At 72.8% G+C, this 11,884-nt stretch carries 11 protein-coding genes; 8 read left to right on the top strand and 3 right to left on the bottom strand.

Annotated features, from left to right (window positions below; all coding sequences use genetic code 11):
* Together ACFPFQ_RS05785 and ACFPFQ_RS05780 are read right to left on the bottom strand one after the other, a co-directional pair.
* Window positions 1-1,038, bottom strand: coding sequence for a helix-turn-helix domain-containing protein (locus ACFPFQ_RS05785; protein ID WP_379615507.1), 1,038 nt, complete (start codon window positions 1,036-1,038; stop codon window positions 1-3).
* 107 nt (window positions 1,039-1,145) lie between these two features.
* Window positions 1,146-1,604, bottom strand: coding sequence for an Lrp/AsnC family transcriptional regulator (locus ACFPFQ_RS05780; RefSeq protein WP_379615505.1), 459 nt, complete (start codon window positions 1,602-1,604; stop codon window positions 1,146-1,148).
* Window positions 1,605-1,698: 94 nt separating this feature from the next.
* On the opposite strand from ACFPFQ_RS05780, the gene ACFPFQ_RS05775 reads away from it, so the two are divergent.
* Together ACFPFQ_RS05775 and ACFPFQ_RS05770 are read left to right on the top strand one after the other, a co-directional pair.
* A complete protein-coding gene (locus ACFPFQ_RS05775) occupies window positions 1,699-2,550 on the top strand; it encodes an LLM class flavin-dependent oxidoreductase (protein WP_379615503.1) in 852 nt (283 codons plus the stop codon).
* Window positions 2,547-2,978 carry a nucleoside deaminase gene (locus ACFPFQ_RS05770; RefSeq protein WP_379615502.1) on the top strand — a complete coding sequence of 144 codons (432 nt, stop codon included), beginning with the start codon at window positions 2,547-2,549 and terminating at the stop codon, window positions 2,976-2,978. The genes ACFPFQ_RS05775 and ACFPFQ_RS05770 overlap by 4 nt, the downstream gene beginning before the upstream one ends.
* 46 nt (window positions 2,979-3,024) lie before the next feature.
* Here ACFPFQ_RS05770 and ACFPFQ_RS05765 read toward each other — a convergent pair whose 3' ends face one another.
* A complete protein-coding gene (locus ACFPFQ_RS05765; RefSeq protein WP_379615500.1) occupies window positions 3,025-3,588 on the bottom strand; it encodes a helix-turn-helix domain-containing protein in 564 nt (187 codons plus the stop codon).
* Window positions 3,589-3,685: 97 nt separating this feature from the next.
* Here ACFPFQ_RS05765 and ACFPFQ_RS05760 point away from each other — a divergent pair, with 97 nt between their 5' ends.
* The 6 genes from ACFPFQ_RS05760 (at window position 3,686) to ACFPFQ_RS05735 (ending at window position 11,874) form a co-directional block, all read left to right on the top strand.
* Window positions 3,686-4,870: a thiolase family protein gene (locus ACFPFQ_RS05760; protein ID WP_379615498.1), complete on the top strand. Its 1,185-nt coding sequence runs from the start codon at window positions 3,686-3,688 to the stop codon at window positions 4,868-4,870.
* The gene (locus tag ACFPFQ_RS05755; protein WP_379615496.1) at window positions 4,870-6,651 is read left to right on the top strand and encodes an AMP-binding protein; all 1,782 of its coding nucleotides are present in this window, start codon (window positions 4,870-4,872) and stop codon (window positions 6,649-6,651) included. The genes ACFPFQ_RS05760 and ACFPFQ_RS05755 overlap by 1 nt, the downstream gene beginning before the upstream one ends.
* A gap of 115 nt (window positions 6,652-6,766) precedes the next feature.
* A complete protein-coding gene (locus ACFPFQ_RS05750) occupies window positions 6,767-6,916 on the top strand; it encodes a hypothetical protein (protein ID WP_379615494.1) in 150 nt (49 codons plus the stop codon).
* A gap of 131 nt (window positions 6,917-7,047) precedes the next feature.
* Window positions 7,048-7,707 (top strand): RNA polymerase sigma factor, encoded by a 660-nt coding sequence (locus ACFPFQ_RS05745; RefSeq protein ID WP_379615492.1) that lies wholly within the window; start codon window positions 7,048-7,050, stop codon window positions 7,705-7,707.
* A 48-nt stretch (window positions 7,708-7,755) separates the two neighbouring features.
* Entirely contained in the window at window positions 7,756-10,602 is a 2,847-nt protein-coding gene (locus ACFPFQ_RS05740) for an ATP-binding protein (protein ID WP_379615490.1), read from the top strand.
* A 111-nt stretch (window positions 10,603-10,713) separates the two neighbouring features.
* The gene (locus ACFPFQ_RS05735) at window positions 10,714-11,874 is read left to right on the top strand and encodes a phytanoyl-CoA dioxygenase family protein (RefSeq protein ID WP_379615488.1); all 1,161 of its coding nucleotides are present in this window, start codon (window positions 10,714-10,716) and stop codon (window positions 11,872-11,874) included.
* Window positions 11,875-11,884 lie beyond the last annotated feature (10 nt).

The raw sequence follows: 11,884 nt of genomic DNA, 5'->3' as shown, positions 1-11,884 counted from the left end.
TCAGCTCCGGGTCGCTGTGACCCCAGTCTCACGCCCGGCTGAGCGGGCTCTTTGCACCACAGCGCCAGACACTTGCCTGGATCCGCCAGCCAGCCGGGTGGCGGAGCGGTACGCCCGGGGCGACGTCCCGTAGTGCGCCTTGAAGGATCGCGTGAAATGACTCGGATCCGAGAAGCCCCAACGATGCGCGATGGAGGACACCGGCTGATCGGAGTCGGTCAGCTCCTCCCGCGCCCGGGCGAGTCGACGGACACGGATCACTTCCCCCACGGTCTGGCCCGTCGCGTTGAAGATCCGGTTCACCGTCCGCACCGACACCCCGTGCGCCGCTGCGACGTCCGCCGGTGTCGTCGCGTCCAGCAGGTGGCGCTCGATGTAGCGGTCGATCTCCGCGCGCAGGGCCGGTTGCGCCATCGACGTCGTCGGGGTGTCGCCTCCGGACCGCATCGCCCCGATGAACAGCTCCAGCGTGGCGTTGCGCGCGGCGCTGACCCCGCACTGGTCGAGCTCCGGCAGCGCTGTGCTCAGCGTATCCAGGTACGAGGTCAGCAACCGGGTGGCCGGCCTGTTGCCGTCGAGCATGACGCCTGCGGACATGACGGCCCGCCCGCTGACCTCTTCCAGCGCAGCGCGGGGGATCAGCAGGCTGCGTTTCGTCAGTGGCTCCCACACCGTGAACTTCGCCGGCTTCGTGCTGTCCCAGACGACCGCGTCACCGGCTCGCAGGACCGCTTCGGCGTCGCCCTGGCTCACGGTCTCCCGACCGGCGCGTGTCATCAGCACGATGACGAACTCGCCGTCCGTCTCGGCGATGTGCCGACGCTGGCGGGTGCCGGAGCACGGCCCGCACTCGCAGTCGATCAGCGCGAGGTCGTCGATCCACAGCCTGCGGACCCAGGCGTCGAACGCAGGGGCGTCCGCGTCGTGGTCCACGCGCGTGGACCACGGCAGGTGCGTGGCCGAGAGCATCTCGCGCCAGTCCTCGGCGCGGTCGCTGTCCGGTCCCTGTCCGGTCGCCCAGTACTCACCGTGTTCCACGGTCCCTCCCGTCCGGCCTCGGCGTGGTCGTACCGCCATGGTGACCCCAGCCGCCCGCCGTTCGCTAGCACCTCGGCGACACGAGCAGGAACCTCCGCGCCGTGCCGCTACCCCTCGACAGGACCGCGGGCCGGCCCGCGGTAGGGGAGGGTGGCGCTGTAGACGATGTTGGTGGTGGTGCTGCCCAGCGCGGCGAGGTCGTTGACCGTCTGCTCCAGGCTCGCCATGCTCGTCGCCGCCACCTTCAGTACGTAGCAGTCGTCGCCGGTGGTGCGCAGGCACTCGAGGATCTCCGGGCGCTCCGCCAGCAGCGCGTGCAGCGGCTCGTGCCTGCTCCCCGGGTACTTCAGCCGCACCACCGCCAACACCGCGAAGCCGGCCCTCGCCAGGTCGACGTCGGCGCGGTAGCCCGTGATGACGCCGGTGGACTCCAGCCGGCGAAGGCGCTCGGTGGTGGCGGACGCGCTGAGGTTGACCCGGCGGCCCAGCTCGGTGAGCGAGACGCGGCCATCGGTCTGGACCACTGCGAGTATCGCCCAGTCGGTGTCGTCGAGACTCTCGGTCATCGTGCCAATCTACCGGGGATTCCCCGGTGCAAAGCGGCCATTGCTGGGGATGATCCCTTCCGGTGGGGCATGCTCGGCCCCTAGTCTCGTTCTCGTGCAACTGGGTGTGAACGTCCCGAACTTCGGGCCCGGCACCGACCCCGGCGTGCTGCGTCGCTGGGCCCAGACGGTGGAGGGGCTGGGCTTCGACCTGCTGATGGTGTCCGACCACGTCGCGGTCACCCCCGATGTGGCGCAGCAGTACCCGGCGCCGTTCTACGAGCCGTTCACCACGCTGTCGTGGCTGGCCGGGATCACCGACCGCGTCCGGCTCGGCACCACCGTGCTCGTCGCGCCCTACCGGCACCCGCTGCTCGTCGCGCGCATGGCGGCCAACCTCAACGACCTGAGCGGCGGTCGGCTCGTGCTCGGTGTCGGTGTCGGGTGGGCGCAGCAGGAGTACGCCGCGCTCGGCGTCGACTTCGCGCAGCGCGGGCGGCTGACCGACGAGCTCCTCGACGTGCTGCGCGCCGCGTGGGCCGACGACGGCGACTACCGCAACGGTCGGATCCCGATCTGGGTCGGCGGCAACAGCGACGCCGGGATCCGGCGCGCGGTGCGGCACGCAGCCGCCTGGCACCCGCTGCGGTTCAGCCTGCCGTGGCTGCGAGATGCCGTGGAACGCTTGACGGCGACGGCAGCCACCGCAGGCCGCCCGGTGCCCGAGCTGGTACCGCGGATCCTGCTGCGCCTCACCGACGCACCGGTTCCCGACGAGGACCGGTCGGCAGGCGAGGGCACGATCGAGCAGATCGCCGACGATCTCCAGCAGCTGTGGCAGCTCGGCGCCGCCACGGTGGTGCTGGACCCCTTCGGCGGCGATCCTGACGAGACCCACCATCCCGAGACGGCCTGGCGCGCGCTCGCCGCCGTCGCCGACCTGCGTCCCCGAACGGAGTTGTCATGAACACCCACGACGAGCAGCGCCTGCTGCGCCGGGCCGTTGAGCTGTCGGAGGCCGCCGTGGCCTCGGGCAACCCGCCCTTCGGGTCGCTGCTGGCCGGCCCCGACGGCACGGTGCTCGCTGAGGACCACAACACGTCGATCACCGACGGCGACATCACCGCCCACCCCGAGCTGAAGCTCGCCCGGTGGGCCGCCCGCGAGCTCGACGCCGCGACCGCGGCCGCCACCACGATGTTCACGAGCTGCGAGCCGTGCGGCATGTGCGCCGGTGCGCTCGCCCGCTCCGGACTGGGCCGCGTGGTGTTCGCGATGTCGAGCGAGCAGCTCACCGCGCTCAAGCCGGCCGGGAGCGGGTTCGAGCCGGTGCCACAGAGTGGCCCCGCGCTGTTCGACGAGGCCCGTCGACCGATCGAGAGCTTCTACGGCTGAACCGACGCGGGCTGCCGCCTGCCCGTCGGCCATTGTGTTGGACGGCCTAGCTCGGGGTGAACTGCTGGACCTTGGGCACGGTCGTGACGACGTGGACGGTGGCCCCGCCGTCGGTGGCGGCCCGCAGGACGTGCGGGACGTCGCCTGCGAAGCGGATGAAGTCGCCGGGCCCGAGCGGATGGAGGTCCTCGACCGGCCCCGCGAGCACCTCGCCGGTGAGGACGTAGGCGTGGTGCAGGGCCCCGGGTGGTTGGGCGGGGCGCACCTCCCGGGTGCTGGTCAGCTCGACGAGCGCCGTGGTGACCTGGCCGGTTCCGTAGATCTGGTCGAGCGTGCGGCGGCGTCCGGCGACGTCGTCCTCCCACTCGGCATCGCTGCCGCGGCGGACGAGAACCGGGCTGCCCCACTCGGTCATCAGCCAGTTCACGCCGATGCCCAGTGCCCTGGCCACTGCGAGCAGGGTCTCCACTGTCGGGTTGCCGTTGCCGTTCTCGAGGTTGGCCAGCGTCTGCTTGGCCAGCCCGGCCTGCTGGGCGAGCGCCCCGAGGCTGAGCCGGTGCTCGTGACGGATCCGGCGGACGTTGCGACCGAGTGACGGGATGTCCTCCACGCTGGCCAATATAATGGACGGCCGTCCATCTTGACTCGATCAGCCCGTGCGTGCAGGAATGGGGCGCCCCGTCCGTCCCGGCTTGTGGAGTCGCCCGATGCAGTACGACGACATCGCCATCCCGCTCGGCTCCGCGTGGTCGTCGCCGTTCGCGAGGTGGCAGGGGAGCCTCGCCGAGGTCGACAGCCTCGACCTCGCCGCCGCGGTGACGTCGCGGGCGCTGGCCGATCGCGCGCTGGACGTCGAGCAGTTCGACGGTGTGGTCCTCGGGACGACCGTGCCGCAGCGGGACGTCTTCTACGGTGCCCCGACCCTGGCCGCACGGCTCGGTGCGCCGACGCTGACGGGGCCGATGATCGCGCAGGCCTGCGCCACCAGCGTCGCGGCGATCAACGTGGCGGCCGGGGCGGTAGCAGGCGGGGCGGGCCCGCAGCTGGTGGTGGCGACCGACCGCATCTCCAACGGCCCCACGCTGTCCTGGCCGGCGCCGAGTGCCGCGGGTGGTGCGCCGATCACCTCGCACTGGGTGCTGGACAGCTTCGCCCGCGACCCGTGGGCCGGGGCGGGCATGCTCGCCGCCGCCGAGGCCGTGGCCGCGGAGATGGGTGCCACCCGCGAGGAGCTCGACGAGCTCACCGCGTTGCGCTGGGAGCAGTACGGGTCCGCGTTGGCCGCGGACCGCGCGTTCCAGCGTCGCTACCAGGTGCCGGTGGAGATCGCGCAGCGCAAGGTCTCGCTGTGCCTCGACGCCGACGAGGGGATCCGGCCCAAGCAGCCCGCCGCCATCGCGGCACTGCCGCCGGCCGCGCCGGGCGCGCTGCACACGTTCGCAACGCAGACCCATCCGGCCGACGGGTGCGCCGGTGCTGTGGTCACCACCGCGGAGCGGGCCAGGGAGATCTCCGGCCACGGCATCGTGCGGATACTGGGCAGCGGTGTCGCCCGGGTGGGCAAGAGCCGCATGCCGCAGGCCCCGGTGCCTGCGGCGCTGGCCGCGCTGGCCGCGGCGGGCCGGTCGATCGGCGATGTCCGGGCGGTCACCACCCACAATCCGTTCGCCGTCAACGACCTCTACTTCGCCCGCGAGACGGGGATCAAGGCCGAGGACATGAACGTGTACGGGTGCAGCCTCGTGTTCGGCCATCCGCAGGGCCCGACGGGCCTGCGCTCGATCGCCGAGCTCATCGAGACGCTGCGGCTGCGGGGCGGGGGGATCGGCCTGTTCACCGGGTGCGCAGCGGGTGACACCGGTGCCGCGCTGGTGCTGGAGGTCACGGACTGATGGCGACGTCGTCGTTCGCGGTGCCGCGCATCGAGTCGGAGCAGCTGCCCGACGGCAGGCTGCTGCTGCGCTCGGCCGAGCCGCTCGCCGCGCACCCGGTCAGCGTCGTGGAGTCCTTCCGAGCCCACGCCACGGCCCATCCCGACCGGTTGCTGGTCGCGGAGCGCGTGGGGGAGTCGTGGGCCCGGTCCACCTGGGGCGAGATGCGCGCACTGGTCGACGGCCTGGCCCAGGGTCTGATCGATCGCGGGCTCGCCGACCGGCCGATCATGGTGCTCTCGGGCAACAGCCGGTTGCACCTCGCCGTGATGCTGGCCGGGATGACCGTGGCGGCGCCGGTCGTCTCCACCAGCGTCGCGTACTCCCTGCAGAGCACCGACCACGCGAAGTTGCGCGCGATGGCCGAGCTCACCGAACCGGGGCTGATCGTGGCGGAGGACCCGTCGTTCGCCCGCGCCGTCGATGCCGTGCGCGGCGACCGGGTCCTGCTGTGCCGCGATGGTGAGCTCCCCGGCTCGCTCGCGCTCGCCGATCTCGTCGCAGAGCCGACCGGCGAGGTCGACCGGCGCTGCGGCGCGCTGCTCCGCGGCGACGTCGCGAAGATCCTCTTCACGTCCGGGTCGACCGGTAGCCCGAAGGGTGTGCTCACGACCCACGGGATGCTCTCGGCCAACCAGCAGCAGCTGCTGCAGGCGTGGCCGTTCCTCGCCGAGGAACCTCCGGTGCTGCTGGACTGGCTGCCCTGGAGCCACACCTTCGGTGGCAACTTCTGCCTCGGTGTGGTGCTCACGCGTGGCGGCGAGCTGTGGATCGACGACGGGCGCCCGGCACCGGCGCTGGTCGAGCGGACGGTGCGCAACCTCGCCGATGTCCACCCGAGCGTCTACTTCAACGTGCCGGCGGGCTACGCCGCCCTGCTTCCCCACCTGGAACGCGACCCCGACACGGCCCGGGCCTTCCTCGACCGCCTCCGGCTGGGGTTCTTCGCCGCTGCTGCGCTGCCCCAGCAGCTGTGGGACCGGATGACGAAGCTGGCCGCCGAGCACGGGGCCGGGATGCAGATGACCACCGCGTGGGGGCTCACCGAGACGGCGCCTGCGGCCACCGCCGCGCACTTCGCGATCACCCGCAGCGATGTGCTCGGGGTGCCGCTACCCGGTGTCGAGCTCGCGCTGGTCCCGGTGGGGCGCAAGACCGAGGTGCGGGTGCGGGGCGCGAACGTCACACCCGGCTACCATCGGCGGCCCGACCTGACCGCGGCCGCGTTCGACGAGCACGGCTTCTTCCGCACCGGCGACGCCGTCGCACCGGTCGATCCGGCCGACCCGGCGGCGGGCCTGCTGTTCCGGGGCCGGATCGCGGAGGACTTCAAACTCGCGACGGGCACCTTCGTCAGCGTGGGAACGCTGCGCCCGGCGCTGCTGTCGGCATCGGAGGGGTTGCTCACCGATGCGGTGATCTGCGGGCAGGACGGCGAGCGGGTGACCGCGATGGTGTGGCTGCATCCCGATCACGCCGGCCGGGTAGGTGCCGACGGTGTCCCGGATGCGGAGCTGCGGGCAGAACTGGTGGCCACGATGGGTCGGCTCGCCGCGGGTGGCGGTGGATCGTCGCAGATCGTGGAGCGGCTGCTCGTGCTCTGTGAACCCGCCGAGCTCGACGCCGGTGAGATCACCGACAAGGGCTACGTGAACCAGGCCGCTGTCCGGGACCGGCGTGCCGATCTGGTTGGTCTGCTGTCCGCCGTGCCGCCGGCGCCGCAGGTCGTCGCCCGCGGCTGACGTCGGGCCCGAAGGAGGCGAGCGCGTCCTCGAGGGTGGCGAAGGCGCTGAACTGCGGAATCTGGGTGGCCATCCACACCGGCAACAGACCGGCACGGGCGGTCAGGCCGGTCACGTGCAGCGTCACCCCGGTCTCGCCGGCCATGTGATGGGGGTGGTGCAGCACGTCGAGGCCGCCCTCACCGAAATGTCCGACGCCGGCGAGATCGACGATCACGTGCGCCGTCACGGCCCTGCCGTCCGCGCCGGTGTCCGCCACCGGTGATCGTCTCGACGCGATCCGGGCAGGAGGGATCCTCAAACGTCCACGCGCCGCTCGGACGGGGCGGGCTCCGTACCCGGAGTCCGTGGTCTCCCCGATGTTCGGACGCCCGGGGGCTCGTAGAAATATCAGCTGTGACGCCAACAGCGAGCTCCGCCACCTCGGGCGCATCCGCCTGGTCCGCGGACGTCGTCGATGATCGGGACCGGCGCGGAACGGGACCGGCGAACCTGTTGCAGGCGGCAGCGACCGGGGATGCGCAGGCCTGGTCGACGATCGTCGAGCAGCACGAGCGGATGTTGTGGTCGATCGCGCGGAGCTACCGGCTGAGCACCTCCGACGCCGGGGACGCCGTGCAGGCCACGTGGTTGCGGCTGGTCGAGAACCTCGACCGGATCACCGCACCGGAGTCGCTCGGGGCCTGGTTGGCGACCACACTGCGACGGGAGTGCCTCCGGCAGCTGCGCGTCGCCCGGCGGTTGCGTTCCGACATCGACGTGGAGGCGCTCGACGTCGCAGACCCGGACCCGGATCCGCACGCCGTCCGGTTGCTGACCGACGAGCGCAACGCCGCCCTGTGGCGCGCGCTCGCCTCGTTGCGACCTCGTGACCAGCAGCTGCTGCGGATGCTGATGGCCAACCCGACACCCTGCTATGCCGCTGTCGCGCGGGCACTGGGAATGCCGATCGGCAGTATCGGCCCGGCACGCAGGCGCGCACTCGATCTGTTGCGGCAGGCCGCGGTCGCCTGTGATCTGGCTGCCTGCGACGGCGTCGCGCTGCGCGCCTCCTGAGGAAGCCGGCAGGCTCGGGGAGATCGGGTGCTGCGCTATGTTCGCGCCGTGGAGCCCAGGTTCGTCGGTCGGGCGACCGAGCTGGAGGAGGTCGCCGACCAGCTCGAGGACGCGCTGGCGGCGCGGCCGCGGATCGTGCTCGTGTCGGGCGAGGCCGGGATCGGCAAGACTCGGCTCGTGGCCGAGCTGTGCCGCCTGGCCGGCGCCAGGGCCGTCCCGGCGTGGTGGGGTGGCTGCAGTGAGGACGCGGGTGCGCCGGCGTACTGGCCGTGGCGCCGGATCCTGCGATCCTGGCTGGCTGCGGCGGCACCGGGTGAGGTCGCGCGGATGGCGGCCGTGGCGGGGGAGCTGGCCCGGATCGCGCCGGAGCTGGGCCCGGCCCCTGCGGAGCCCGCCGGTCCGGAGCAGCGGTTCGTCCTGTTCGACGCCGCGGCACGGTTCTTCACCGAGGCGGCCGCGGCGGGCGGGCTCGTGCTGGTGATCGACGACGCGCAGTGGGCCGACCCCGCGTCACTGGCACTGCTTGCCCATCTGGGCCGCGAGGTCCGCGCCGCCCGCCTGCTGCTGGTCGTGACCTACCGCGACGTCGCGCTCGGCGACAACCCGTTGCTCGCGGAGGTGGTGTCCGACCTCGCGCGGTCGCCCGGCACCATCGGTCTCGAACTCGCGGGACTCGATGATGGAGCTGTCGCCTCGGCGCTGGCCGAACGGATCGGCGCGCGACCCTCCCCGCAGGTCGTGGCCGCTGTCGCCCGCAGGACCCGCGGCAACCCGTTCTTCGTCGGGGAACTGGGGCGGGTGCTGGGCGCCGACGCCGCGACGGTGCGGGTGCCCGGTGCGGTTCGCGACGTGGTCCGCCGCAGGTTGGCCCGGCTGCCGGACGGTTGCCGTGACGTGCTGGCCGTCGCCGCGGTGCTCGGGCGCGAGCTCGACCTGGCGGTGCTCACCGCGGCCGCCGAGCTGCCCGTCGACACCGTGCTCGACCTCTTGCAACCGGCACACGACGACGGGGTGCTCGACCGGCCACTCGGGCGCACCGGGCTGCGGTTCGCACACGACCTGGTCCGCGAGACCGTGCTCGACGACCTCGCTCCGGGTCAGCGCGCCCGGATCCACCAGCGGGCCGCGGACTCGCTCAGGGCGTCCGCAGACGATCCTGACGTCCTCCCCGAGCTCGCCCACCACGCACTCGCCGCGCTCCCGCTCGGTGACGCCGCCGCCGCGGTCGGCTGGGCCCGGCAGGCGGCCGAGAACGCGATGACCGCGCTCGCCCACGAGGACGCCGCCCGGCTGTTCGTCCGCGCGGTCGACGCCGGACGCACCGTGCTGCCGCCGGTCGCGCGGGCCGACCTGCTCGTCGTCGCCGCCCACGCGCAGGCCGTGGCGAACAACATCGAGTCCGCGATCGAGCTGGGCACCGAGGCCGTCGCGCTGGCCCGCCGCATCGGTGACCCGGCGCTCGTGGGTCGCGCGGCGCTCGTGATGCCGGGTGTGTCGGACCTGGCCTGGCTGCACCTGTGCCGGGACTGGTGTGAGGAGGCCCTGCGGGGCACCCCCGATGCCGACAGCGCGCAGCGGGCGCAGCTGCTCGCCCAGCTCTCCCACACCATGCTCGCCACCGCAGGCAACGTCGGACTGGACGAGACCAGCGCCCGGGCACTGGCCATGGCCGAACGGGTCGGCGACGCGGTCGCGCTGGCCAGTGCGCTGAGAGCTCGGCAGCTGGCCAGCGCCGGAGCCGAGGGCAACGCCGAGCGGCTGGTTGTCGGTGGCCGCATGCTCGCGCTCGGGGTCGACACGGGCGATCCGGACACGACGATGTGGGGCCACCTGTGGCGGTTCGACGCCGTCCTGCAGGCCGGTCGGGTCGATGAAGCCGAGGCCGAGCTCGACCTGCTCGCGCCGGTCGTCGCCCGGCTGCGGCTGCCGCTCGCGCGGCTGCACCTGTTGCGGGGGCGCGCGGCGCTGGCGATGGGCCGCGGGCAGTACGTCGACGCCGCCCGGTTCAACGACGAGGCGCTGGGCATCGCCACGGACGGGCGGCACGAGGGCGCGCTCATGACCGCGCGGGTGGTCCGGCACCACTTCGCGGCGTTCACCGGAGACGCGGGGGAGAGCATCGACTGGCTCGAGACCTACGCCGCGCAGGATCTCCCGTGGGTCTTCCTCCTGCGCGCCTCGCTGGGGTTGTGGCACCTCGCGCTCGGGCGGCGCGACGACGCCGAGCGGTGGTACGCGGCCCTGCCGCCGCCGGGAACGCCACGGGCTCCGGCGTTCATGGCGCTGGTGCTCGAGACCTCGCGGTCGGCGCTGGCCACCGACCTGGGTGATCCGGTTGCCGCCGAGATGGTGCACCGGTTGCTCCTGCCCCACGCCCACCTGCACTCCGTCGGCGGCGCGGGCGCGATCACCACCGGGGGCTCGGTGCAGCTCTACCTCGGCATCGCGGCTCTCGGTGCCGGTAAACCCGACGTCGCGGTCCGGCACCTGCGGGTGGCGATCACGGTCAACGACGCGTGCGGGCTCGTCCCGTTCGCAGGCATGGCGCGGTTCCGCCTGGCAGCGGCACTGCGGGCTCGTGGCCGGGCGGGCGACGTCGACGAGGCCGTCGCGATGCTGAACGACGCGGGCGCGATCGCCGCCCGGCTGGGCATGGCGCCGCTGCAGGCACAGGTCGCGGCGCTGGGAGCCACGCTGCGTGCGGGGGGCGTGCTGAGTCGGCGGGAGCGCGAGATCGCCGACCTCGTGGCGGGCGGCCTGACGAACCGGCAGGTGGCGGCTACCACGCACATCTCCGAGCGCACCGTCGAGAGCCACGTGCAGCACATCCTGAGCAAGCTCGGGTTCACCAGCCGCAGCCAGATCGCCGTCTGGGCGGCGCGCCGCACACCCTGACGCACGGGACGAGCTCTCCTCGGGCTCGCCGGATCCGGACCGGGCTTGACTTCGGTCCGCGCACCGGGAATCCTGCGGTATTGGACCGGTCCAATCACCGAGGAGTCCGCGATGGAGCCCGCACTCGACCTCCGACCCTCGATCTGGCTCGATCCGGCCGAGTGCCGGGTGGATGACCTGCGCGCCGTCGTCGAGCAGGACACCGATGCGGCGGCGTTCCCGCACGCGGACATCGTGGAGAACGTGGCCGTCTACGCGGCGCACACCCTGCGCGACACCGATCGGCGCACGATCCAGAGCGAGGTGGTGCGCGCGTTGCTCGACGGACCCGGGATCGTCGTGGTCACGGGCGCTTTCGAGCCCGCTGTGATCGACCGGGCCACCGCGGAGTTCTTCGCGCTCATCGAGGCGCAGCGGGTCGCGGGTGGTCCGGCCGGGGACCACTTCGCTGCGGCCGGCAGCAACGACCGGGTGTGGAACGCGCTGGAGAAGCTCGCGATCGCCGCACCCGAGACGTTCGCCGGTTACTACGCCAACGACGTGCTGGCGCTGGTCTGCGAGGCGTGGCTCGGTCCCGGCTACCAGGTGACCTCGCAGGTCAACGTCGTCAATCCCGGGGGCCGGGCGCAGACCCCGCACCGCGACTACCACCTGGGTTTCATGACCGGCCCCGCGGCCGCGCGGTATCCGGCGCACCAGCACGCTCTCACCCCGGCATTGACGCTGCAGGGCGCGGTGGCCCACTGCGATATGCCGCTGGAGAGCGGCCCGACGCTGTACCTGCCGCATTCCCAGAAGTACGCGCACGGCTACCTCGTCGCGGACCGGGCCGAGTTCCGCGCCTACTTCGCCGACCACCACGTCCAGCTGCCACTGGCCCAGGGCGACGCGGTGTTCTTCAACCCGGCACTGCTCCACGGGGCCGGCACCAACCGCTCGGCCGACATCCGGCGGATGGCGAACCTGCTGCAGGTCTCCTCGGCGTTCGGGCGGGCGATGGAGACCGTGGACCGGTCGCGGATCAGCCGGGCGGTGCTGCCCGCACTGCGCCGGGCGAAGGACGCCGGCGCGTCGAAGAGCGCGCTGCGCAACGTGGTGGCCGCTACGGCCGAGGGATATGCCTTCCCGACCGACCTCGACCGGGACCCACCGATCGACGGGCTCGCACCGCCGTCCCAGGCCGACCTGCTCTGGACGGCCGTCGAGCAGGGCTGGGACGACGACCGCTTCGCCGCGGAGCTCACCGCGCAGGACACCCGGCGACGCGGATGAGCGGGCCTCC

The sequence above is a fragment of the Pseudonocardia sp. GCM10023141 genome (assembly GCF_042653605.1).
This window is presented reverse-complemented; position numbering and strand designations above follow the sequence as displayed.